At 59.5% G+C, this 24,160-nt stretch carries 20 protein-coding genes; 14 read left to right on the top strand and 6 right to left on the bottom strand.

The window, feature by feature from the left end; translation table 11 throughout:
• Positions 1-29: 29 nt before the first annotated feature.
• From HMPREF2614_RS00555 to HMPREF2614_RS00535, 5 genes are all read right to left on the bottom strand, one after another.
• Positions 30-1,382, bottom strand: a complete 1,353-nt coding sequence (locus tag HMPREF2614_RS00555; protein ID WP_038626062.1) for a maltokinase N-terminal cap-like domain-containing protein — start codon at positions 1,380-1,382, stop codon at positions 30-32.
• Between the two features lie 32 nt (positions 1,383-1,414).
• Positions 1,415-3,226: a maltose alpha-D-glucosyltransferase gene (gene treS, locus HMPREF2614_RS00550; protein ID WP_070559749.1), complete on the bottom strand. Its 1,812-nt coding sequence runs from the start codon at positions 3,224-3,226 to the stop codon at positions 1,415-1,417.
• Positions 3,227-3,333: 107 nt separating this feature from the next.
• The gene (locus tag HMPREF2614_RS00545) at positions 3,334-4,713 is read right to left on the bottom strand and encodes a PH domain-containing protein (RefSeq protein WP_070559747.1); all 1,380 of its coding nucleotides are present in this window, start codon (positions 4,711-4,713) and stop codon (positions 3,334-3,336) included.
• Positions 4,714-5,202, bottom strand: a complete 489-nt coding sequence (locus HMPREF2614_RS00540; protein WP_038626055.1) for a PH domain-containing protein — start codon at positions 5,200-5,202, stop codon at positions 4,714-4,716.
• A 224-nt stretch (positions 5,203-5,426) separates the two neighbouring features.
• Positions 5,427-6,701 (bottom strand): carboxylesterase family protein, encoded by a 1,275-nt coding sequence (locus tag HMPREF2614_RS00535; protein WP_038626053.1) that lies wholly within the window; start codon positions 6,699-6,701, stop codon positions 5,427-5,429.
• A gap of 100 nt (positions 6,702-6,801) precedes the next feature.
• Between HMPREF2614_RS00535 and HMPREF2614_RS00530 the strand changes: the two genes are divergently transcribed.
• Together HMPREF2614_RS00530 and HMPREF2614_RS10995 are read left to right on the top strand one after the other, a co-directional pair.
• The gene (locus tag HMPREF2614_RS00530) at positions 6,802-8,856 is read left to right on the top strand and encodes a M3 family metallopeptidase (protein ID WP_070559763.1); all 2,055 of its coding nucleotides are present in this window, start codon (positions 6,802-6,804) and stop codon (positions 8,854-8,856) included.
• A gap of 75 nt (positions 8,857-8,931) precedes the next feature.
• Positions 8,932-9,147: a hypothetical protein gene (locus HMPREF2614_RS10995; RefSeq protein ID WP_141745455.1), complete on the top strand. Its 216-nt coding sequence runs from the start codon at positions 8,932-8,934 to the stop codon at positions 9,145-9,147.
• Positions 9,148-9,505: 358 nt separating this feature from the next.
• Here HMPREF2614_RS10995 and malQ read toward each other — a convergent pair whose 3' ends face one another.
• On the bottom strand, positions 9,506-11,725 hold the full coding sequence (malQ, locus tag HMPREF2614_RS00525) for a 4-alpha-glucanotransferase (RefSeq protein ID WP_070559745.1): 2,220 nt from the start codon (positions 11,723-11,725) through the stop codon (positions 9,506-9,508).
• Between the two features lie 154 nt (positions 11,726-11,879).
• Between malQ and HMPREF2614_RS00520 the strand changes: the two genes are divergently transcribed.
• The 12 genes from HMPREF2614_RS00520 (at position 11,880) to HMPREF2614_RS00465 (ending at position 24,154) form a co-directional block, all read left to right on the top strand.
• Entirely contained in the window at positions 11,880-13,712 is a 1,833-nt protein-coding gene (locus tag HMPREF2614_RS00520) for an AMP-dependent synthetase/ligase (protein ID WP_038626047.1), read from the top strand.
• A 224-nt stretch (positions 13,713-13,936) separates the two neighbouring features.
• Positions 13,937-14,623 (top strand): hypothetical protein, encoded by a 687-nt coding sequence (locus tag HMPREF2614_RS00515; RefSeq protein ID WP_016423121.1) that lies wholly within the window; start codon positions 13,937-13,939, stop codon positions 14,621-14,623.
• The gene (hemW, locus tag HMPREF2614_RS00510) at positions 14,620-15,783 is read left to right on the top strand and encodes a radical SAM family heme chaperone HemW (RefSeq protein ID WP_038626044.1); all 1,164 of its coding nucleotides are present in this window, start codon (positions 14,620-14,622) and stop codon (positions 15,781-15,783) included. The genes HMPREF2614_RS00515 and hemW overlap by 4 nt, the downstream gene beginning before the upstream one ends.
• Positions 15,784-15,792: 9 nt before the next feature.
• Positions 15,793-16,830: a heat-inducible transcriptional repressor HrcA gene (gene hrcA / locus HMPREF2614_RS00505; RefSeq protein WP_070559744.1), complete on the top strand. Its 1,038-nt coding sequence runs from the start codon at positions 15,793-15,795 to the stop codon at positions 16,828-16,830.
• Positions 16,831-16,832: 2 nt separating this feature from the next.
• Positions 16,833-17,963: a molecular chaperone DnaJ gene (dnaJ, locus tag HMPREF2614_RS00500; protein ID WP_070559742.1), complete on the top strand. Its 1,131-nt coding sequence runs from the start codon at positions 16,833-16,835 to the stop codon at positions 17,961-17,963.
• Between the two features lie 44 nt (positions 17,964-18,007).
• Positions 18,008-18,787, top strand: a complete 780-nt coding sequence (locus tag HMPREF2614_RS00495; protein WP_038626038.1) for a 16S rRNA (uracil(1498)-N(3))-methyltransferase — start codon at positions 18,008-18,010, stop codon at positions 18,785-18,787.
• Positions 18,788-18,799: 12 nt separating this feature from the next.
• Positions 18,800-19,828, top strand: coding sequence for a PhoH family protein (locus HMPREF2614_RS00490; RefSeq protein ID WP_070559740.1), 1,029 nt, complete (start codon positions 18,800-18,802; stop codon positions 19,826-19,828).
• A 16-nt stretch (positions 19,829-19,844) separates the two neighbouring features.
• The gene (ybeY, locus tag HMPREF2614_RS00485) at positions 19,845-20,378 is read left to right on the top strand and encodes an rRNA maturation RNase YbeY (RefSeq protein ID WP_005511056.1); all 534 of its coding nucleotides are present in this window, start codon (positions 19,845-19,847) and stop codon (positions 20,376-20,378) included.
• A complete protein-coding gene (locus HMPREF2614_RS00480; RefSeq protein ID WP_038626034.1) occupies positions 20,375-21,703 on the top strand; it encodes a hemolysin family protein in 1,329 nt (442 codons plus the stop codon). The genes ybeY and HMPREF2614_RS00480 overlap by 4 nt, the downstream gene beginning before the upstream one ends.
• Before the next feature lie 4 nt (positions 21,704-21,707).
• Positions 21,708-22,649 carry a GTPase Era gene (era, locus tag HMPREF2614_RS00475; protein ID WP_052155617.1) on the top strand — a complete coding sequence of 314 codons (942 nt, stop codon included), beginning with the start codon at positions 21,708-21,710 and terminating at the stop codon, positions 22,647-22,649.
• A gap of 4 nt (positions 22,650-22,653) precedes the next feature.
• Positions 22,654-23,403, top strand: a complete 750-nt coding sequence (gene recO / locus HMPREF2614_RS00470) for a DNA repair protein RecO (RefSeq protein ID WP_016423113.1) — start codon at positions 22,654-22,656, stop codon at positions 23,401-23,403.
• A gap of 28 nt (positions 23,404-23,431) precedes the next feature.
• A complete protein-coding gene (locus HMPREF2614_RS00465; RefSeq protein ID WP_016423112.1) occupies positions 23,432-24,154 on the top strand; it encodes an isoprenyl transferase in 723 nt (240 codons plus the stop codon).
• Positions 24,155-24,160 lie beyond the last annotated feature (6 nt).

The following is a 24,160-nucleotide window of genomic DNA, read 5'->3' as shown; positions in this document are numbered from 1 at the left end:
CCCGCTATGAAATTACTGCGACAAAAGCCCTATCCTAACAGCGAGCGCACAGCACCAAGCGGCAGTGGCAGCCAGTTGGGGCGGTTCTGGGCTTCGTACAGGCACTCATAGATGGCCTTATCCAGCACAAACGCTTCCAACAGCACCGGGTCGCTGCTGTCGCCATAGCCTTCCAGGAAGGCATCGATATTGCGGCGAGCCCACTGCTCAACACGCTCGGTCGCTGCCTCGGTGTCCTCACGTCCTGTCAGCAGCGGATAGTGAGCGGCATAATCGAAGGATCGAATCATGCCGGCGATATCGCGCAGGCGGTGGTCCGGCAGACGGCGCTCCTCCCACGGGCGCGACGGCTCGCCTTCGAAGTCAATCAAGCGCCATGAGCTTGGAGTGCGCAATACCTGCCCCAAGTGCAGATCACCGTGGATTCGCTGGACGACGGCACCACCTTCCGGTACCGCAGCCTCTGCGCGATTGAAGATAGCCTGCGCTTTATCCTTGACCTCCGCAATTTGTGGCACCACACCAGCGACGAAGTCCAGGCGAGCACGCAGGGGAGCCACCAACTCCGCACCGGTCAGGCGTTCCTTTACCGCGACAGCGGCGGCGAGGCTGCTGTGCACCGAGGCCACTGCTTCGCCGAGCGCACGGGCTTCGGAGGTAAAGTCGGTGCCCAAATCTTCCAGCGGGGTCTGACTGTCGCGGATGGCGTCGCGGACTGCGCCAAGAGCCAGCTCCCAGCCATCGACCGAGTTCGGTGCGAATTCCTGCAGCATGGCGGTGGTGTAGGTGTCCTCGCCAATAGTGGTCTCTACCCAGGAGTAGAGCTCAGGGACGAACTTGCAATCCGCCTGGGCCAGTGCGGCCAGCAGCTCCACATCGGCATTAGTGCCGGGGTAGAGGCGACGGAAGAACTTGCACATCACGCGGTCGTCGAAAATGACCGAGGTATTCGACTGTTCGACTCCCATAGGGCGGCCGGATTCCGGTCGGGGCTGCTCAGAGCCCGGCACACGCCGCAGTTCCATGCGGCCGAGCTTGCCTTCGTCGGAAAGCTTCTGGCCGAGTGCCGTGATGGCATCCGAATCGATCAGAGCGTCGTAGCCGACGATGCCCTCGGCGCGAACCAGTAGGGACTGCTCGTGGCCCTCGGGGACGTCCTGCGCCCAAGCGATGGGCAGCTGATAGGTCGGTGCGGAATGGGCGGTGTGCACTCTCACCAATGCGATATCGACATCGGGACTGTTGGGATTGTCGCGCAGTACGGGGTCAAGCGCGAGGATCTCGACGTGGTCGATGTCTGAGACCTTGTCAGCGAAAAAGCGCATCCTGACCAGTGTGTCTGCCAGCTCTTCGGCAATGAAATCGGCGGTGGGAATAGTCATTTCAGTTCATTCGCCTTTCGGGACTTAAAAGATCACTCTCTATTATCGGCGTTTGTGACGGCATCGGCATTGGCATCGGTGGCGGTGCCAGAGTGCTCGCGTGATGACGTCACCGGCGCGTCCGATATCGCCTGTGCAACCGGGATTGTCGGCGCGGACATTGAGACGCTCGATTCGGCGTTTGTCTCCGGCGGAAGCTGGATTTCGAACCAGTAGAAACCGTGGCCAGGAAGCGTGATCTGGTAGGAATCGGAGCCAATTGTGGGGAAGGGTACCGAACCCGTGAGCTCTACCGGTGTGGCACCGGCGAACTCGGACAGATCTAGTGAGACGGCCGCGGGATAGGAGGACAGGTTGTTGACGCACAGCAGTACTTCGTCGCCGAATGTGCGCAAATAAGTCAGAACAGAGGCCGTGTCGCTGTTTAACTCGCGGAAATCACCGAGTCCAAAAGCCTCATAGCGTTTGCGGACCTGAATTAGTCGACGCACCCAATTCAACAGGGAGTTGGAGTAGCTCGCCTGGTTTTCGACATTGACCGCCTGGTAGCCGTAGGTCGCATCCTGAATAGTGGGCAGGTAGAGCCGACCCGGGTCAGCCTTGGAGAACCCGGCATTGCGGTCGGGCGACCACTGCATGGGGGTGCGCACGCCATCGCGGTCGCCGAGCCATATGTTGTCGCCCATACCAATTTCGTCCCCGTAGTAGAGCACCGGCGAACCCGGTAGGGACAACAACAGGGCGTTGAAAAGCTCGAGTTGGGTGCGGTCATTTTGCAGCAATGGCGCTAGCCGACGGCGAATGCCGATGTTGGCCTTCATCCGCGGATCGTGCGCATACTCGGCGTACATGTAGTCGCGCTCGGCATCGGTGACCATTTCCAACGTCAGCTCGTCGTGGTTGCGCAGGAAAATACCCCACTGAGCCGAAGAGGGGATCTCTGGCGTGGACTCCAGGATCTCCGAGATGGGAAAGCGGGACTGCTTGCGCACCGCCATGAAAATGCGTGGCATAAGCGGGAAGTGGAAAGCCATGTGGCATTCGTCGCCACCGACCTCCGGGTCGCCGAAGTATTCCACCACATCGGAGGGCCACTGGTTGGCCTCCGCTAGCAGGACGCGACCCGGGTATTCCTCATCCATGACTTTGCGGCAGCGCTTCAGAAAAGCGTGGGTCTCGGGCAGGTTCTCGCAGTTAGTACCCTCGCGTTCAAAGAGGTAGGGAACAGCGTCGAGGCGGAAGCCGTCAATGCCGAGATCCGACCAGAAGCGCAGCACATCGAGCATCGCCTCCTGCACCGCCGGATTGTCATAGTTCAGATCCGGCTGGTGGGAGAAGAAACGGTGCCAGTAGTACTGACCACGCACCGGGTCGTAGGTCCAGTTGGAATCCTCGGTATCCACGAAAATAATGCGTGCGCCCGAGTAGGTGTCCGGGTCATCAGTCCAGACATAAAAGTCGCCGTAGGGGCCATCCGGGTCAGTGCGCGACTGCTGGAACCACTCATGGCTATCGGAAGTGTGGTTCATCACCAGGTCAGTAATAACGCGGATACCGCGCGCATGGGCCTCGTCGAGAAGCACCTTGAAATCCTCGACCGTGCCAAACTCGTCGAGCACGGCGCGGAAGTCGCGGATATCGTAACCGCCGTCGCGCAGCGGAGAGTCGTAAAAAGGCGGCAACCAGAGGCAGTCAACGCCCAGCCATTGCAGATAATCGAGCTTTTCCGTCAGCCCTTTGAGGTCGCCGGAGCCGTTGTTGTCGGAGTCAAAGAAGGCTCGGACGAGCACCTCATAGAACACCGCGCTGCGGTACCACTCGTAATCTTTCTTGGCGATAGTCATGCATCCCAGCGTAATGACTATGCCGCTAGCCTGCAGAGAGAACCTTTCTGCGAGATCCCACAAAACCGCGCGAGTCGGCTGTCCTGGGAGACCTCATGAAACACCTTTTAAACAGCCTTGTGTTCCTGAATCAGCGCGGCGAGTTGATACGCATCAGCCAGCGCCAACTCCGTTGCCACCGGTGTGACAGTTCCTGGCACCATGTCGATTCGGACGTTCGCCACTCCCGCCGCTTTCTTCAGCGGAGAAATGGTTAGCGTATGCCCTTGGATGCGCTGCCAGGGGACTATGAACCGCGTATGCCAGAACCGCCCCTTGGTCACCAGCAGCCCCCGCCGCGTGGCCTGCACCTTTTGAAATTTCCAGTCAATTGGGCTGAGCCACCATGCCGAACGTGGAGTCTGCCAAGAGCCCAACAGGTCATCGGCTGCTGCCGGTTCCGCAATCTCAGTCATCAGGTAATCGACAATCGCGTCCGTCTCCGGTGCCGGTGCCAATGGCACCAGTGTGTTGTTCGACTGTGTGCTGTCTAGGCCATAGCCCGCCACCGAGACATCCGCACGGGACCATCTCCACGGACGCCACCAGAGCGGTTGCACCACTTTGAAACCATGAATGCGATCTATGGGAATGGTTTGAGCGCGCGTCGACAACAGTCCGGCGGTAATCGCCAGGCGTCTGCTTTCCGACGACACCTTCAGCGTGAAATCCCACGACTGATTTAGTACTCCGAAAAGGCCGAGCGCGAAACTGCCAATCACAATCAGAGTAGTGATGGTTACTCCGCTGAGGATTTCCACGATGAAGTCGGTGAACAGCGCAGAGACAACGGCGAGGAGGACAAGAGCTATGCCTACGAAAAGACCGGGGCCAATGGCCACGGATGCGACCAACCGTCCGACATCGACAGGGCCAAAGATGGTCTTCGTGTCGGACATGCGGGAGGACATGTGGGCGTTGGAGGCTTGAGCAGCGGCGGGGCTGTCGCCGTCGTAAAGCGAATGCGCCAGTTCGGTGTCCAGCTTTTCTACCTCACCCAACACGTCGGCGCGGAACCGTTCGCACTGCGGGGGAGTGAGGTATTTGATTGCGAAGTGTGAATCGGAGCCGCCAGCTGTTTCAATGACAATTTCCGCGAGCCCGAAAATGCGCGCCAACAATGGTTGGTTGATATCGACCGCCTGCACGCGGTCGAGCCTTGCCGCGCGTCGAGAACGCAGTAGCCATCCGGAGCCGTAGCGAACCTCATCGTCGGTAAGTTCGTAGAACGTATACCTCCAGGACAACCACGAGAAAAGAGCAATCAGGCCGATAATTATGGCGACCGCACCGGTACCGATAAGCAGGCCGAGCCATGCCCAGTCGTAGAGCTGAGTCACGACAGCAACGGCCAATTGCCACTGATTCGCAACTGCGAATGCAATCACCGCAGCGATTGTGGCGAAGCTTTTGAGCAGCGGGGATAGTGGATGAACTCTATGCTTCATTTAGAGACCCGCCATCCGGTCATGAGCACGCTGAGATAGACGGGTGCGCAGGGCGAGAGCTTCTTCGCGTGGCAAACCGTGGACGGCAGCATCCGAGCTCGCCGATGCTGTGTTGAGCTTCAGTGTTGCCAGCCCGAATAGTCGAAGGAGGGGTCCTTCATCGATGTCGATGAACTGAATCCGTCCGTAGGGAATGACAGTGATCGAGCGCCACCAGCGTCCGGAAGCAACGATGAAGTCGTTGTCCCCTTCGAGGTACCGGTGGGCACGAACTCGGCGGCCGATGAGCCAGTAGATATATGCGAAGTAGAGCACGCAGGCGAGGACACCTAACCACATCCACGGAGACCACATCACAGCGGCGACGACAGCTGCAATCGTGATAACTAGCAGGGGAGCGGCGTGCGCGATTCGCTTCACATTAGCCAGCGCGGGGTCGACCGGCTGCAGCGCAGAATTCTCGGGGATTAATAGATTAAGCGGCTCCATAGTTGACAGTTAAACACAGAGGGAAAGCTTGCCTCTCGCCTGGTGTATCGGTAAGAACGGTGGTTATGGATCGCAGGAAACTCATAGCAGTACTCATCACGCTGATTACCATTTTGGTCTGCGTAGAGATTTATCAGTACATGCAGACTTTGCCGAGCTAAATAGCAGCGCTAATCGGTGCGGCCAATGGCAAGCCTCAGCCGCCTCATGCGCCTAATCCCGTTTTATGCGCCAAAGAGCTGGCGCGGAGCCGCCCACGCATCGATGGCGATGCCCTCAACTGCCTGTGCGTCAGCGCCAGCAAAGGTGGTTATCTTGCGGTCGTCGTTGTAGCGGGGCATGTGCGAAGTGCCCTCGCGGATGAATTCGACCGCCACTTGGTGGAATGGATGGTTAGGCTCTTTCATACCGAAGAAGCGTGCAATATCGATGCAGTGCGGAGCACCACTGGTGCGGCCAGCAGGTGCGTAGCCCAACCCTTCTCCCGGTTCGAACTGTGCCGCCCACACATCCAGCTCAGCTGCCACGGACCGTTCGGCGACTTTAACAGCGTAAGAACGAATCGCGGAGTCAGAAATGACATTTCCCATCGGACGCTCGGCATAGGCGCCGGTCGGAAATTCGCCGTGGCCGCGATGCCCCTTGGCATAGCGCCGAGCCATCCACTCCCGCATGGGCAACTTGTCCATCGCCACAACCGGAGGTTCTGAGAAGAACTCTTCGCTGGTGGCGGTCACCATCGTGGGCAGTGTGGGAGCAAAGCTGTCAAAGCGAGGCCCAATTGCCGGATCCGAAGGCGAGGATGCCGAAACCAATTTCTGGGCCCGAGCGACCCTGCGTTCGTCGGCACGCGAAAAGACCTCGGTGGACGGCGCACGTCCCACACCGATGCCCGCCAACGTGCGGCGGAGGCGCGAGCCGGACAGCAGCGAGAAGGCCGGCGACATGGCGATGGTGCGCTGAATCTGACCGCGCGTGCGTTCGTCGGCCGCGAGGGTGAGCGCCAGCGCCGCACCCGCCGATTGCCCCGAGATAGTGATGTTGTCGATATCGCCGCCGAAGGCAGGCGCGTTCCGACGGGCCCACTGCAGCCCCAGATACAGATCATCAATGGCCCGGTAGGTCTCTGTTTGACTGTCGCGCCAGAATCCCTCCAGTCCCTTGCGGTATCCGAGCGAAACGGTGATGATGCCGGCCTGCGCAAAAGCCGTCGCGTCCGTCCAGGGCTCGGAGGGATGCCCAAACTCGTAGCTACCACCGTGAATCCACAGCAATACGGGGTAGGAAGCGTCCGCGGGCCCAGTCGGTGCGGTGACGGTGAGAACTAACTCGCGCTCGGGCTCACAGCGCCGAGTGCCTGACTGTGGGCCGTCGGCCACTGGTGCCGACGCGGCAAACGGAGCAGCATCTGCGTAATCGATATTGAAAACTTGTATTGTGCCATCGTGAATCCGGCCAGTCAGTTGCCCGCAGGGAGCGGAAATAGTCGTCTCTGTCATGGCGGAAAACGCCTCCTCGTCACTGTTGGTCCTGCCAGAAGGGCGGGGAGCCTGTGGTAGTCGCGCTCGCGTTTTCGAGCACGCTACAGTTGAATTCACTATGACTAATGATGCACGAAATCCACTGTTGACACCGTCGGAATTGTTTTGCGAATTGCCAGATTTTGCGGCAATCGATGACAGCCACGTCCGCGAGGCGTTTAGCGAAGCAATGCGTAGCCATACACGCGAGATTGACGCCATCGCCACGTCGTCGGAGGCACCGACCTTTGTTAACACCATCGAGGCAATGGAGAAGGCGGGCCAAGATCTGGACCGCGTCGCTGCTTATTTCTTCAACGTTGCCGGCACGGACGCCACCGATGTCCGCATGGAAATTGAAGCCGAGATTGCCCCGCAGCTCACAGCACACCTGGATCAGATTCGCATGCGCAGTGACCTGTGGCAGCGCATCAATGCCATTGACAGCGTTGACGATGCCGCCAACCCGGAAGAAGCGAAGCTGCTGCTGAAGAAGGTCCGCGAGGACTTCCAGCGCGCCGGTGCGAACCTCAGCGACGAGGACAAAACCGAGCTCAGTCGCATCAATTCCCGCCTCTCTGAGCTTTCCACCGCCTTCGGCGAAAACCTGCTGAAGGACACCGTTGCGCGCGCCGTGGAAATCTACGACCGCGAAGAACTCGCCGGGCTTTCCGACGATGCCATTGCGTCCTTCGCCGCCTACGCGAAAAAGGCAGACACCGATGCGCCGTGGCTGATTCCGCTGGACCTACCATCAACTCCTGCACAGCTGGCTGACCTCGATAATCCGGCTACTCGTGCCAAGCTCTACGAAGCCTCACTGGGACGTGCGGGTGCTGCCTCCGGCGAGTTCGACAACTCCGACATTGTGCTGGAAATGGCGCGCCTGCGTGCCCGCCGTGCCAAGCTGCTCGGCTACGACACGCATGCGGATTACGTCATTGCCAAGGAGACGGCAACCACCGCAGAGGCTGCTCGAAAGCTCATTGCAGACCTGGCGCCAGCTGCCATTGCCAATGCTGAAGGTGAGTACAAGCGGGTCGCTGATCTGGCTGGCGATGAGACGGTAACTGGCGCTGACTGGCCGTACTGGGAGCGCCGTCGTAAAGCGGAAGAATTCGCAGTCGACACGGAGGAGCTCAAGAACTACTTCGAGCTGCACCGTGTCATCGAAGACGGCGTGTTCTACGCTGCCCGCAAGCTTTACGACATCGAAGTCGTCAAGCGCGAGGACCTGCAGGGATACGCGCCGGGCACAACTGTGTGGGAGGTCCGCCAGGGCGGAGGGGAGACCATCGGCCTGATTATCACAGACTACTTCTCGCGTCCGACCAAGCGCGGTGGTGCGTGGATGAGCTCGTTTAGGGATCAGTCCCGTCTGTTGGGGCGCCTGCCAGTCGTGGTCAACGTGATGAACATCGCCGAAACCGAGCCGGGAACTCCGGTGCTGCTGACGCTCGACGAGGTCACCACTGCTTTCCACGAGTTCGGGCATGCCCTCCACGGTCTGCTTTCCGACGTCACGTACCCGACCTTCTCGGGCACTAACGTCCCGCGCGACTTCGTGGAATTCCCCTCCCAGATTAACGAGAACTGGGCGCTTGAGCCGTCCATTCTGGCCAATTACGCCGTCCACGTTCGTACCGGTGAGCCGATCCCGGCCGAGCTAGTCGAGTCGGTGAAGAAGGCCCGCACCGCTGGTGAGGGATTCGCCACGGTTGAATACCTCGCGGCGTGCGCCATCGATCTCGCCTGGCACAGCCTCACTGAGGAGGAGGCAGCTCATGTCACTGATGTTGACGCTTTCGAAGCGGAAGCACTCGCCGAACTCGGCCTCGACGTTCCCCACCTGGCTCCGCGTTACCGCTCCCGCTACTTCAACCACATCTTCGCCGGCGGTTACTCGGCAGGCTATTACTCCTACCTGTGGGCGGAGGTTCTCGACGCGGACGGTTTCGGTTGGTTCACCGACAACGGCGGTGCCACAATCAGCGGCGGCAGCCACTTCCGCGAGGAGATTCTCTCCCGTGGTGGTGCCATCGATTTTATGGCCGCCTACCGTGCCTTCCGAGGTCGCGACAAGGACATCCAGCCGCTCCTCGAACGCCGCGGGCTGTCGGGCACTGATGCCTAGCTTCACGCTTTACGACGAGCGCCGCGACGGCCGCCCACTAGTTATTCCGGTCACCGGCAGGGTAGGTTGACACTCATGGCTGAAGCATTCGACAGGGTAGGGCAGTGGCTTATTCAATTGCCACTGCTTGCGCAGGTCAGCGTGCTATGCGCAGTTCTGCTGGTAGTCGGAGGGTTTGTTGCTTTCGTTCTCGTTGGTGCAATCGATGTTGTCAGCGGTCGTCTGTGGCAGAGGTCGGTGCGCCGGCGGGAGCGTTCGCAGGGGCGTCGAGGAGCGGGCAGCGAGAGCTAGCCGATGAGGTAGTGGCCATGCGGATAGCTCACCGGGAGGCTTGATGAATTGAGCTGGGACAAGCCCCTTTAAGTGTTGGGTCGCTATCGCTGCCCTAAGGTATGTCTTAAAGTATTAGGAAATTTGCCCAACAGGCTAGAGTTGGGTAGTTCGCAAATATTTCGCAGTAGGGAGCTGAGTTAGCATGCATCGGTCGAGGCACTCGAAGGTCCTACTTGCCCTAATCGTTTTGCTTCTCCTTATCCTCATCGCTGGTGCAGTCACCGATTTCCAGTTTTAGCCTCGGTTTTAGTGCCGGGCACATAACCTGAAAGATCGGTGAACAGCAAAAATGAGGGATTAGTCGCTCACGAACCAATTAACGCTTGAATCCGGGGAAGCGAGGCAGGTCCTCGACAAGCACGGCCTTGCCCTCGGCATCAGTTAGCGGAATACACCAGTTCGGGTACTGGTCGTGGGACGTGCCCGGCTGGTTCTGAGTGCGGCGGTCGCCAACCATGTCCACCAGCGCCTCGCACTTCAGCGCGGATGGCGTCTGGTCGAGGAAGCGGTGCAAACCCGTGACCAGCGCGTCAATTGGTGGCAGATTATCGCGGGTGAGGGACTGAACATCCATGTCTGCCGCAGCCGTGTCACCGAAACATCCGGCTTCCTTGGCCGCGCCCAAAACCTTTCGAATCCACTCGAAGTCCCGGCGGTCTTCCTCCGCGACGTCGGAAAGCAATAGCCCCAGGCGTTCCCGCAGTTTGATGTGTTCGCCTGCGAGATAGCCTGCTGTCGGCGGCAAATCGTGCGTGGTGACGGAGGACAAGCACAGGCTGCGGTAAGCGCTCGGTGGTTTCGGCTGGTCGCCTTCGGATTCAAACCACACGATTGAGGTGCCCATGATGCCCCGCGAAGCTAGGTAGTCCTGCACCCACGGCTCGAAAGTGCCCAGGTCTTCGCCTATCACGACGGCCCCAGCGAGCTCGGCCTCAAGTGCGAGAATGCCGACCATGGCCTCGTGGTCGAAGTACAGGTAGGTGCCATTGACGGGGGACTCCATCCGCGGCATGACCCAGAGGCGGAACATACCCAGCACGTGGTCAACACGAATGCCACCTGCGTGGCGAAGGATTGTGCGCAGCATGTCGCGCCACGGGCGATAGCCGGCCTCGGCTAGCTTGTGCGGGTTCCACGGCGGCTGCGACCAGTCTTGGCCGCGCTGGTTAAATCCGTCTGGTGGTGCGCCAACAGAGATAGCAGGAGCGAGCCAAGCCGCAAGGTTCTTGGCATCCGCACCGCCGGGGTGCACGCCGACGGCAAGGTCGGCCATGATGCCGATGCGCATACCCGCATCCAGGGCTGCCTCTTGTGCCTGGCCGAGCTGCTGATCGAGAATCCACTGCACCCAGAGGTGGAACTGGAAGATTTCCTCCCGCAGAGATTCGACACTGGCGTGGTTGCCCAACGGTGGAACCAACTCGATATCGTTCTCGGCTACGGCACCAGAATCGGAAGTGGCAGCGCGGGCAGCATCGCGGGCAGCAGCGCGATCCGCGAGCTCGCGCTCGGTGCACCACGACGCGTAGTCGTATATGCCACGGCCCTCGGCCTCTAACCAACGGTCAAATTCCGCCTGGCGTGCGCTGGACAGGGGGATCTTGTGGATTGCCCGCAATACCTTGAGCTTTGCAGCGTAGATGGGGTTGCGATCAATCTCATCAGGGCTGTGATTGAGCTGGTGGAAAGAGTTCGCTAGCGCACGGGCTTCATCGGCCTCGTCCTTGTCCAGGTACCCGAACTCGTCGATAAGCTCTGGCCGTGCGTACAGCGGATTGACATAGCGGCGCGTGGTGGGCAGGTACGGCGAGTCTTCTACCGGAGGCAACGGTTCTGCGGCGTGCAGTGGATTGGTGAGGACGAAATCAGAGCCCGCGTGCTGAGCGCTGACCTGTGCCAAGTCGCCGAGGGTAGCGAAATCGCCGATACCCCAGCTGCGGCTGGAGCGTACCGAGTACAGCTGTGCCATGACGCCATGCGCAGGATTCTGCACGTACTTGTCGGCAGTAGCGAGACGGTTGGGGGTTACGGCCACATCGCACTCAGCGACGTTGTCGTCGTTGACTGCACGCAAGCGGTGCCAACCAAGTGGCAGATCCTCTGGAATTGCGAAGGCGGCTTCTCCCATCAACACATCGCCGACCTGGCGTGGTGGAACCAAGTGGTGCACCTGTGCGCAGGGCCATTCTGCGCCATCCTCCAGTTTCACAGTCACGCTGACATTGCTGCCGTGTGGTACGTGAACCAGAACTCGGTGGAAGATGCCCTGGCGGGTAACTACCACGGGTGGGAGAAGGCGAGACCACTGCGTGTCCGCCCACTCACGACGGGCGTCGTTGATTTCGGCATCACTCGGATTTGGGCCCAAATCGATGTCGAGAGCAGCGAGAGTTTTTAGCACTGTCTCACGAGAGACGTGCACAAGTTGGCCCTCGGTGGAGTAGTAGGAAACCCCAACTCCGACATCTTTAGCGAGGTCGGCGAGCGGAGAGGAAAGGGGAGGATTGGAAGCTGCCTGTGTCACTCTTTCCATCATGCCAGTTTAGAAAAACTTTGCCAGTAGTAAGACAAATCACTTCGTTATCGAAATATTCAGTGAAATCACAACGGCGCAGGGTTTGATGTTCTAAGTTGATTCCTAACGAAACCAACGACGGACAGAACTACCGAAAGTAGGGGTTTGTAACTCGATGCGTGAATATACTACCGAGGCGAAATACGTCATCGGCGAGGACGAAACGATTATTACCTCGCTGCAGGAGCTGGTGCAGAAGCGCCCGAAGCTGGTGCTTTTCACCCGCCCCAAGAACTTTGAGTGGGTAAATGTCACCGCTCAGGAGTTTTATGACGAGGCAAAGGGGGTCGCTAAGGGGCTAATCGCCAATGGTGTTCAGCCGGGCGACCGCGTAGCGCTGCTCAGTGAGACTCGCTACGAGTGGAACCTGATCAATACCGCTATCTGGATGGCGGGCGCCGCTGTTGTCCCGATTTACGGCTCTTCTTCGTCTGGCCAGATTCGTTGGATTATTGAAAACTCCGGTGCTGTTTTCGCATTTACTGAGTCGCGTGAGCATACCGACCGCATGAAGCCGCTGCTGGTCGAAAAAGGCGCCGAGAACCCGGAGGGCGAGTCTCAGCTGCGTCGTGTGCTGGAGATTAACGCTTCCGCTACTGACACCATTAGCTACGAAGGCCGTGACATTGACGGCGACGAGGTCGAGCGTCGCATCAAGGACACCAAGGCCGACGACCTGGCAACCGTGATTTACACCTCCGGTACCACTGGCCGTCCGAAGGGCTGCGTGCTCCTGCACAGCAACTGGCTGGCGGAGGCCCGCGCCATCCTCACCAACGAGATTGGCCTGATTGCCCGTCCGGGTAACCGCATTCTGACCTTCCTGCCGTTGGCGCACGTGTTGGCTCACGCAGTGTCCCTGGCTTCGATTATCGCTGGTGCTACCCAGTCTCACTGGGCTGATACCAAGACCGTCACCCTGGAGTTCCAGCGTTCTCGTCCGCACCTGATTCTCGGTGTGCCGCGCGTGTTCGAGAAGGTTCGTGACTCCGCCTACGCCTCCGCTAAGGAGAAGGGCGCATTCGGTCTGGCCATGTTCGAGCGTGCTGAGGCCACCGCCATCGAGTACTCCAAGGCGCTGGATACTCCGGCAGGTCCGTCGCGTGTCTTGAAGCTGCGTCGCCAGCTCTACGATCGCCTGCTGTTCTCGAAGATTCGCGCAGCTATGGGTGACGCCGTTCAGTACACCATCTCCGGTGGTTCGGCTCTGTCCTCTGACCTCGGGCACTTCTTCCGCGGTCTCGGTGTACCTGTCTACGAAGGCTACGGTCTGACCGAGTCCACGGCTGCCATCACCGTGAACAACCCGGGCGAGCAAATCATTGGCACCGTTGGTCGTCCAGTTGGTGGCTGTTCCGCCGCTATCGCTGATGATGGCGAAGTTCTGCTGCGCGGTCCGGTTGTGTTTGACCGCTACTGGAAGAACGAAGAGGCAACCAAGGATGCCTTCATCGACGGCGAATGGTTTAAGACTGGCGACCTCGGTGAGCTGACCGAAGAAGGTCACCTGAAGATCACCGGCCGCAAGAAGGACCTCATTGTCACCGCCGGTGGTAAGAATGTCGCGCCGGGCCCGATGGAAGACCGCATGCGTGCGCACCCGCTGGTGTCCCAGGCAGTCGTCATCGGCGATGGTCGTCCGTTCGTCTCCGTGTTGGTCACCCTCGATGAGGAGGCACTGGAGAAGTGGAAGATTGAGCACTCCGTCCCCGAGCACACCTCGATCCGTGAACTCGCTGCCTCCAGCGCAGTTTTGCGCGCCGAGATTCAGGATGCCGTCAACTCCGCTAATGAGCTGGTTTCTCACGCAGAGGCTATTAAGAAGTTCCACATCCTGGACAAGGACTTCACCGAGGAAAGCGGCGAGCTGACCCCGACGATGAAGGTCAAGCGCAACATTGTCATGGACAACTACTCGCGCGACATTGAGGCTCTCTATCAGCGTTAATTCACTGTCAAGCCGCTGTCGATAGAAAACGGCAGCGTGTTGTTACCGCGCTAGCGCCCCTCACCCCATTAAGATGAGGGGCGCTAGAAATTTTTAAGGAGTTTTCAGTTTTCGAACGCCGAAGTTCGCCGATATTTTCCGGCATTCGCCGAAATTCGTCGAAGTTCGAAAGACGAAACGAAAATGATGTCACCGAGGCCGAAGATGTCGTGGGAGGGCGGGCAATGATTAACCACTTCGATGCTCGGCTACGCCTGCGCGAAGTGACCCAAGAGCTCTACGACATTGGTGACGAAGTTGCCGAACACATCGAGCACCTCGCTCAGGCGGTTGCTGATGTAGATCGTGAGCTGGTGGACGAATGTGTCCTCGAGCTCGCTGACATCGTTGACGAGGCCGTTGAGGACTGCCGCCCTCTGATTGGTGAACTTGATGGGCTACGCCAAGCGTTTACCTCCGGCATTCGCTCGGGGCGCATCGGTACTCTTTCCTCTGCTTCGACACCGCGACGACACCCGCATCCGGCACCGAAGTCACCGGATGTGCAGTCGCTGTCACTCATCCCGGCGCCATTGAAGCATCCGGTTGCAGTCCCTACGGTCACGCAGGCAATGATTGCTCGCTCCGATGCCGTGGCCTCCTACCTGGAGGAACTCGCCGACTGGGTTTCCGCCGAAAACATCCGAGGCGTGGAAAAGCTCGGTAGTGTGGTGCTTCCGCAGCTTTACGCGCAGTCTGGTCGCCGTGCGCTGTCTGCTGCCGCTGCCTGGTGCGTTGCTGTTCCCGAGACTCATCCGGCAGTTGCAAATGCGCTGCGCGGCCGCAGGCCTCCGGAGTTCCTGATGGAACGCGCCCGCATTGATGAAATTGTTCGCCGCGTCAAGCAACGTCGAGCCAAGGAGCATGCGTGAGCGAAGCCTCCGCACACACCGATTCCTTCGGTGTCTACTTACACGTCCCATTCTGCGCCACCCGTTGTGGCTACTGTGATTTCAACACGTACACGCCAGGTCAGCTGGGCAGTGGCGAGACGCAGGGAGACTACCTCGATGCCATCGTGGCTGAGCTCGAGATGGCCGTCGTAAAGCACCCTGAACTCGCGCGTGGCGCCGACACCGTATTCGTCGGCGGTGGTACGCCGTCGATGTTGGGAGCGAGCGGTCTTCGTCGTCTGCTCGACGGTGTGCGCAACAGTTTTGGGCTTGCCGACGACGCCGAGGTCACCACTGAGTCGAATCCCGAGTCGACCTCTCCGGAGTTCTTCGAAGGCCTGGCCGAGGCAGGGTTTACCCGTGTGAGCTTGGGCATGCAGTCGGCTGTGCCGCATGTGCTGGCCACTTTGGATCGTACGCACACGCCGGGGCGTCCTGCGGCAGCGGTGGCGGAGGCCCGCGCGGCCGGTTTTGAACACATCAACCTCGACGTTATCTATGGCACGCCAGGGGAGTCGATGGCTGACCTCGATACGACGTTGGAGGCAGTCCTGGCCACGGAGGTTGATCATGTTTCGGCGTACTCGCTGATTGTCGAGCCAGGTACCGCGATGGCGCGTAAGGTTCGTCGCGGTGAGCTGCCGATGCCTGACGACGATGATCTCGCCGACCGCTACGAGCGCATCGATGCTGCACTGAGTCAAGTCGGTTTCTCCTGGTATGAGGTGTCCAACTGGGCGAAGCCGGGTGGCCAGTGTCGCCACAACATGCTCTACTGGCGCGATGGAAATTGGTGGGGTGCGGGGCCTGGTGCACATTCGCACCTGGATGGCACGAGGTTTTACAACGTCAAGCATCCGGCTCGCTACGCGGCGACCATTTCCGGCGGCGAGTTGCCAATCAAGGATTCAGAAGGGCTAACGGCCGAGGATCGACACACCGAGAAGATTATGCTGGGCCTCCGCCTGGCGGAGGGCATTGATGCCAATCTGCTCGGTGAGGATGAATTGGACAAGGCACGTCGGCAAGCGGAAGCGGGCATGGTGGAGTTTGTTTCCGTCGATGGTGGTCAGCGGATTCAGCTCACCAATCGCGGCCGTTTGCTGGCCGACGCAATAATCGTTGACATCCTTAGTTAAACTATCCGCATGTCATCTCAGACGGATAAGCGCAGGCAGGAAGTTCTTCGGGCAATTGTCTCGGATTACGTAGCTTCCCAGGAGCCGGTCGGCTCGAAGGCTCTGGTGGAGCGCCACAATCTGGGTGTGTCCTCGGCGACCATTAGAAATGACATGGCTGTGCTGGAGGCCGAGGGCTATATCCAGCAGGAACATGCATCGTCCGGGCGTATCCCGACTGAGAAGGGCTACCGCCTTTTTGTGGACAACCTTTCGCAGATTAAGCCGCTGTCCCGGGCTGAGCGCCGAGCTATCCTCGAGTTCCTCGAAGGCGGCGTCGATTTGGAGGACGTTCTGCGCCGCAGTGTGCAGCTGCTGGCTCAGCTAACCCGTCAGGTTGCGGTGGTGCAGGTGCCGACGCTGGAGGTCTCCCGCGTCCGACACTGCGAGGTCGTCCAGCTCGCCGACGCGCGATTGTTGCTGGTAGTCATCACCGACACCGGGCGCGTGGAGCAGCGCAATGTTGAGCTGCCAGCACCGATGGATCCCGATCTCGTGCCGCTGTTGCGTGAGCATTTCAACCGTGCAATGTCGGGGCACACACTTGCCGACGCGTCGATCGCGATTTCCGATCTTGCAGCTAACGCCCCGCGCGATTTGCGGGATGTAATCATCCGCTGCTCGACGGTGCTGGTGGAGTCGTTGATTGAGAAGCCGAATGACAGACTCATCCTGGCCGGAGCGTCGAATTTGACCCGTGGTAATATGGCCGGTCGCTTACCTTCTACGTTGCCCATGGTTCTTGAGGCTCTCGAAGAACAGGTGGTCGTGCTGAAACTGCTGTCGGCCGCGCAGGATTTGCACCATGTTCGCGTTTCTATCGGTGAGGAAAACGAGGACGAGGAGCTGCGCGCTACTTCAGTTGTTTCAACTGGCTATGGCACCGGCACTGAGATTTTGGGTGGCATGGGAGTAGTTGGCCCCACATTTATGGATTATCCGGGAACAATTTCCTCGGTTGCTGCTGTTGCACAGTACGTTGGCCGGGTATTGAAAGGAAGTAGCTAAAGTTGGCACGCGACTATTACGGCATCCTCGGAGTGGAGAAGGACGCTACGGACGCTGAGATTAAGAAGGCGTACCGAAAGCTGGCGCTCAAGTACCACCCAGACCGTAATCCGGGTGATGAAGAAGCTGCGGAGAAGTTCCGTGAGGCCTCTGAAGCGAACGAGGTCCTGCTGGATCCTGAAAAGCGCCGGGTTGTGGATATGGGAGGAGATCCTCTCAATCCGCAGGGCGGTATGCCAGGCGGTGGCTTCGGCGGTTTCGGCGGCGGCGGAGTCGGCGATATCTTCGAGGCATTCTTCGGCGGTGCCGGAGGTAGCCGCCAGCGCCGCTCGCGTGTGCAGCCAGGTGCAGATGCGCTGCTGCGTATTTCTCTGGGCCTCGATGAGGCATTCACCGGTGTCCGCAAGCCCATCACGGTGGACACCGCGGTGCTGTGTGACCAGTGCGAGGGAACTGGCTCGAAGTCCAAGTCCAAGCCGAAGATGTGTACCAGCTGTGATGGCACTGGCGAGATTCAACAGGTCCAGCGTTCCTTCCTGGGCAATGTGATGACCTCGCGGCCGTGCCCGACTTGTCAGGGCACCGGCGAGATCATCCCCGATCCGTGTAACAACTGCGGTGGCGACGGTCGCGTGCGTGCTCGCCGTGATCTGACGGTAAACGTTCCAGCAGGTATCTCTGATGGCATGCGTATTCGCATGGCAGGTCAGGGCGAGGTCGGCCCGGGCGGTGGCCCAGCGGGTGACCTCTACGTGGAAGTTGCCATGGACCCGCACCCTGTATTCGAGCGTGAGGGCGATGATTTGCACTTTAACGTGCAGGTGCCCATGGCTGATGCCGCACTTGGTACCGAGTTTGAGGTCGACGACCTGCTCGGTGAGCCAATGACCATCAAGGTTGATTCGGGAACCCAGCCGGCAGAGCAGATTCGCCTGTCGGGCAAGGGAATGCCACATCTGCGCGGCGAGGGCAATGGCGACGTGGTCGCACACGTCGATGTCACAGTGCCGACGAAGCTGGACCGCAAGTCCCGCGAGCTGCTGGAGAAGCTACGCGAGCACCGCGATGATGATGCCAAGGTGGCAGACTCGAATGAGCGCCACGGTTTCTTCTCCCGTTTCCGCCGCCGTTAAAAGACGCCATCCCCAAAGCCCCCTCCAGTGAGTGTGAAACACGCATGAGTTTGCCCGTATTTCTCGGTGAGTTCACCGAGCTGCCGCGCCCGGAAGAAATCATTCGAATCCTCGGGTCGGAGGCCAAACACATCAGCGTTCGCAGGCTGAAAGAGGGCTCGGAGATTCTTCTTGCCAATGGTGCGGACAAGGTGGTGCGGGCACAGCTCATGCACGTAGATCCGCGTGAGGTCCACGTTCGTGTGGTCGCCGCCGAGGAACGTCCACGTCCGCGCCCGCACGTCACCGTGGTGCAGGCGCTGCCGAAGTCGGATCGTGCTGAGCTTGCGGTCGATTTGATGACCGAGGCCGGGGTCGATGAGATTATCCCCTGGGCGGCCGTGAATTGTGTGGCCCGATGGCAGGGTACCGCGAAGGTCACTAAGTCCCGTGCTAAGTGGCAGTCGGCTGCGCGCGAGGCAGCCAAGCAGGCTCGTCGTGCATGGATTCCGCCGGTCGCTGACCTACATAGCTCCGCCGATATTGAGCAACTCATCCGGGAAACCACGTCAGCAGGTGGTGCAGCAGCCGTTTTGCACGAGGAGGAAACAGCTCCGTTCGTGGACTTCGCCGCACGGGCAGCAAACGCTGACAAGGTTCTTTTTATCGTCGGCCCAGAAGGGGGAGTCAGCCCCGGGGAACTCGAGGCCTTCTGCGGCGCAGGTGCGAGCTCGGTTGTACTCGGCCCGACAGTTCTCCGCAGTGCCCTTGCTGGAGCTGCTGCTCTTTGTGCACTGGGGCCGTTGACAAAGCGCTGGGGCGGCGCACCCACGCGTGGTCAGTAGGATAGACGCATAATGACAAAGTATTCAGTAACTGCTCGTACCACTGCCGTCGTCGAGCTCGATGACAATCTCGCGCCGATCGTGGTCGGCTATGCGGACCAGAATCTGCGGCTGTTGGAATCTCTGCTGGCAGCGGATATTCATGTCCGCGGCGGGGTTGTGACAATCAAGGGTGCTCCGGCGGATGTTTCGTTGGCTGTCCGCGCTTTCAAGGAGCTGGAGGCGATGGCCCGTCGTGGGCACGAGCTCTCCCCGGAGTCGGTGCGGCACGCGGTGGGCATTGTGGGTCGCGGGGAGAAGTCCGCCAGCGAGGTGCTCGGTGGCGGCATCGTGACTCATCGTGGCAAGACCGTGCGTCCCAAGACAGAGGGACAAAAGAACTACGTCGATGCCATCGACCGCTATAACGTTGTTTTCGGTATCGGCCCCGCCGGTACGGGCAAGACGTTCCTGGCCATGGCCAAGGCCGTTGCTGCACTGAAGAATAAGCAGGTAGAACGCATTATTCTGACTCGCCCCGCAGTGGAGGCGGGTGAGAACCTGGGCTTCCTGCCGGGTACGCTGCACGAGAAGATTGACCCCTACCTGCGCCCATTGCACGATGCGATGCGCGAAATGCTTGAGCCAGAGTTGATTCCAAAGCTGATGGAAACTGGGGTAGTGGAGGTCGCACCGCTGGCGTACATGCGCGGTCGTACCTTGAACAATGCGTTCATCATTCTCGACGAAGCACAGAACACTACTCCGGCGCAGATGAAAATGTTCCTCACCCGCCTGGGCTTCGGTTCGAAGATGGTCATCACCGGCGATGCCAGCCAGGTCGACCTACCCCGTGGGCAGAAGTCTGGCCTGGCCGTCGCCCGTGAGGTGCTGCGCGGCGTGCCGGGAATCGCTTTTCCGGCGTTGGCCGCCGCAGATGTGGTGCGCAACCCGCTGGTGACCGCAATTGTCGAGGCCTACGATGACTACGATGCCTATAACGAAGGTATTGAGCAGGGCGCCGAGTCCCCACAAAAGCGACAGTCCGCCACAAAGCGATAAAGGACGCTGAAATTACATGAGCATTGAAGTTTTCAACGAGTCCGGTCAGGGCGTCAATGAAGAGTCGCTTATCGACGTTGCCCGGTATGCGCTGGGGCGCCTGGACGTGCATCCGGCAGCTGAGCTGAGCATTCACATTGTCGACTTGAAGACGATCGAAGACCTCCATGTGCGCTGGCTGGATCTGCCGGGGCCGACGGATGTGATGAGCTTCCCGATGGATGAGCTCACTCCTGGCTCTGGCCGACCGGATGCAGCTAGCCCAGGGCCTGCGATGCTGGGCGACATTGTGTTGTGCCCGGAGTTTGCCGCGGGGCAGGCGGAGCGTGCAGGCCATCCGCTGAGCCACGAGTTGGTTTTGCTCACCGTGCACGGCGTACTACACCTGTTGGGCTATGACCATGTCACGGCGGAGGAAGAGCGCCAGATGTTCTCTCTGCAGAATGGTCTGTTGGCGGACTGGTACGACGACATCGATCGTCGTGGCGTGAGCTTTTCCGAAAAACCAATCAACCCCAATGCGTTCCCGGAGCGTTCTAACGAGCGATGATCACTTTGGTAATTGTCGCCGTTGTGGCGATGATCTGCGCTGGCGGACTCAACACAGTCGAAACTGCGGTCGCAGGGATTTCCCGTGCACGCGTGGCAGAGCTGCAGCGTGACGAGGTCGCGGGTGCTAATGCGCTTCTCAAGGTCGTAGAAAATCGGGCTCGGCACGTCAATGTGCTGGTGATTTTGCGGACGCTGTGCGAGTCAATCGGTGCAGTGACGCTTGCGGCGGTCTGTCTTAAGCTTTTCGAGCCGGAGCGCTGGGCCATTGTGGCTGCAGTGGTGTTGCTGGCTCTGTTCACCTTCCTGGTCCTCGGGGTGTTTTCCCGCACGATGGGTCGGAAGAATCCATACTCGATTTCCCTTGCCACCGCGGTCGTTCTGAGTTTTATGGCCAAGGTGTTGGGACCACTGGAAAAGTTGCTGATTTGGTTCGGCAACATCATCACCCCTGGTGGTGGCTTCCGCGATGGCCCGTTCGCCACCGAAGTCGAGTTGCGCGAGATGGTCGATATCGCCCAGGAGCGCGGCATTGTGGAGCACGATGAGCGCCGCATGATTCAGTCTGTGTTTGATCTCGCGGAAACGTCGGCACGCGTTGTTATGGTTCCGCGCCCAGAGATGGTGTGGATCGAGGCAGATAAGCACTGTGGTCAGGCAGTGGCCCTTTGTGTGAAGTCAGGGCACTCGCGACTGCCGGTGATTGGCGAGAGCGTTGAGGACATCGTCGGCGTCATTTACTTGAAGGACATTGTCCAGCAGACGTACTCGCGTACTGATGGCGGCCGCGGCGTTCGCGTCTCCGAGGTCATGCGCAACTGCGTTTTTGTACCCGACTCCAAGCCACTGGATGATCTGCTCGATGAAATGCAGCGCACCCGCAATCACATCGCCATTCTCATCGACGAATATGGATCGGTCGCCGGCCTTATCTCTATTGAGGACATCCTCGAGGAAATTGTCGGTGAGATTGCCGATGAATACGACGAGGCCGAGCAGGCCCCCATCGAACCGCTGGGGGATGCCTCCTACCGCGTGCAGGCGCGCCTCAGCTTGGGCGAGCTCATTGAGCTTTACGACGAAGCCCACGGGCGCCAACTCGTTTTCGATGATGAGGTCACCGATGAGGTGGATACGGTCTCCGGTCTGTTGGCCTATGCGCTTGGACGTGTGCCACTACCCGGTTCGTACGTAGAATATGCAGGACTGAAGTTTACCGCCGAGGGCTCGCGTGACCGTCGTGGTCGTATGCGGGTACGCACTGTGGTGGTGGAGCCGACTGCGGAGTTCTACTCCGAGGAAGAAGATACTGATGGGCAATCTTGATGACATGCTGGCCAATGCCGGACTTGGCGGCGATGCTGATGATTACAGCGCGCCGGAGGGCTTTCGCTCCGGGTTCGTTTCCATTGTGGGACGTCCGAACACGGGTAAGTCCACGCTGACCAATTCCCTGGTGGGCGAGAAGATCGCTATTACCGCTAATCAGCCGGAAACCACGCGTCACCCGGTGCGCGGTGTGGTTCACCGCGAGAACTGCCAGATTGTTGTCGTGGATACGCCCGGTCTGCACAAGCCGCGCACGCTGCTCGGTGAGCGCCTGAATGACATGGTTCAGGAGACCTATTCCGATGTGGATCTGGTCGCGATGGTTGTGCCTGCCGACGAGAAAATTGGCCCCGGTGACCGTTGGATCTACGAGAATGTCTCCAAGGGTTGCAAGAACATCATGGGCATTGTGTCCAAGGTGGATAAGGTCTCTCGCGACACCATTATCGAGCGCCTGATTGAGCTGCAGGAGTTGCTCGGTCCGGATGCTGAGCTGGTGCCGTTGTCGTCGAAGTCCGGCGAGAACATCAACACGCTGATTGATGTCATGGCTTCCCAGTTGCCGGAGGGACCGCGACTGTACCCAAAGGGTCACATCACCGATGAGGATCTGCACACTCGGATGGCAGAGCTCATCCGCGAGGCGGCCCTCGGCGGTCTGCGCGATGAGTTGCCGCACTCTGTGGCAGTCCAGATTGATGAGGTGCTACCAAGCCAGGACCGCGAAGGCGTCCTGGACGTCCACGCTGTTATCTATGTCGAGCGTTCGGGGCAGAAATCCATTCTCATGGGGCGCGACGGTCGACGCATGGGCACCACCATTCACAAGGCTCGTAAGGAACTCATCGCGTTGCTTGGTCAGAATGTTTACCTTGACCTGCGCGTGAAAGTGTTGAAGGACTGGCAGTCCGACCCGAAGCAGCTGGGCAAGTTGGGATTCTAAAAAATTGGTCGAGCCGTATCGCGACCGTGCGCTGGTCGTACGCCGCTACGACCTCGGCGAAGCCGACCGCATCATCGTCCTTTTCACCCGCGACCACGGCCTAGTCCGCGGTGTCGCCAAAGGCGTGCGCCGAGCGAAGAGCCGCTTCGGCTCCCGCCTGTCACCATTCGTCGACGTGGATGTCAATATCTACCCACGCCGGGGGCTGTCCACTATCGCAGGCGCAGATACTGTGCGCACGTGGGCGGCACCGCTTGTCGACGACTATGCGCGCTACACCTGTGCGTGTGCAGTCCTGGACGTCGCCGAACGTATTGTCGGCGAGGAACAAGTGCCGGCTCCCGAATTGTGGGATCTCACCACCCAATCGCTCGACGACGTTGCGGCCGGTCGCCATCGCCCCGATTTGTTGTTGACCTCCTACATCCTGCGGGCAATGGCACAGGCCGGTTGGCAGCCAAGCCTCTTTGAATGCGCAGGCTGTGGCAAAGCCGGGCCTCATCATGCGTTTTCTCCCGCACTGGGTGGAGCAGTGTGCACTAACTGCAGGCCACCGGGCGCAGATACTCCACCGACCGAGGTTCTGCATCTGATGTGGCAGCTTGCTCATGAGCAATGGGCGGGCATCGATACGTCGTCAAGCGAATTTGAGGGGCGGATGGCGACGGCGCGTACCCTAACGGCGAAGTACCTGCAGTACTACCTGGGCCGCCGGGTGCCGGCGCTGGAACATGTGGATGCTTTTTGGCAGTAAATAGTAGCGGTGGGGCACAATAGGAAGCGTGTTGAATCCTCCTGTACCGCAGCAATTCGTGCCCAATCACATCGCGCTTGTGATGGACGGCAATGGTAGATGGGCCGAGCAGCGTGGGCTCAAGCGCACCGAGGGGCACAAGCGCGGTGAAGCCGTGCTGATGGAGTGCGTCGATGCTTGTTTGGAGATGGGCGTTAAGCACCTGTCGGCCTACGCATTTTCTACTGAGAATTGGCGCCGTTCTGTCGATGAGGTCCGATTCCTGATGGGCTTTAATCGTGATGTGCTGCGCCGACGTCGTGATGAGTTGGATTCGAAGAACGTTCGCGTGCGTTGGGCAGGACGTCGTCCGCGCCTGTGGCGCTCGGTGATTAAAGAGCTTGAGATCGCCGAGGAGCAGACGAAGGACAATGACGCGCTAACTCTGTATATGTGCGTCAACTACGGTGGTCGCGCTGAGATTGTTGACGCTGCTAGAGAGATTGCTCGTCAGGCAGCAGCGGGGGAACTCAGCGAATATGACTTGACTGAGAAGTCTTTCGCACAGTTCCTGGATGAGCCGACTATGCCGGATGTTGATTTGTTCCTGCGTCCGTCGGGTGAGCAGCGCACGTCCAACTTCTTGATCTGGCAGTCCGCCTATGCGGAGATGGTCTATCAGGACAAGCTTTTCCCGGATTTCGGTCGGGATGACATGCGCGCCGCAGTGGTGGAGTACGCCAAGCGCGACCGTAGGTTCGGCAAGGCCTAGAGCCGG

Origin of the sequence: Corynebacterium sp. HMSC074C11 (assembly GCF_001809455.1) — a bacterium.
In the GTDB taxonomy this organism is placed as follows: Bacteria; Actinomycetota; Actinomycetes; order Mycobacteriales; family Mycobacteriaceae; genus Corynebacterium; species Corynebacterium amycolatum.
This window is presented reverse-complemented; position numbering and strand designations above follow the sequence as displayed.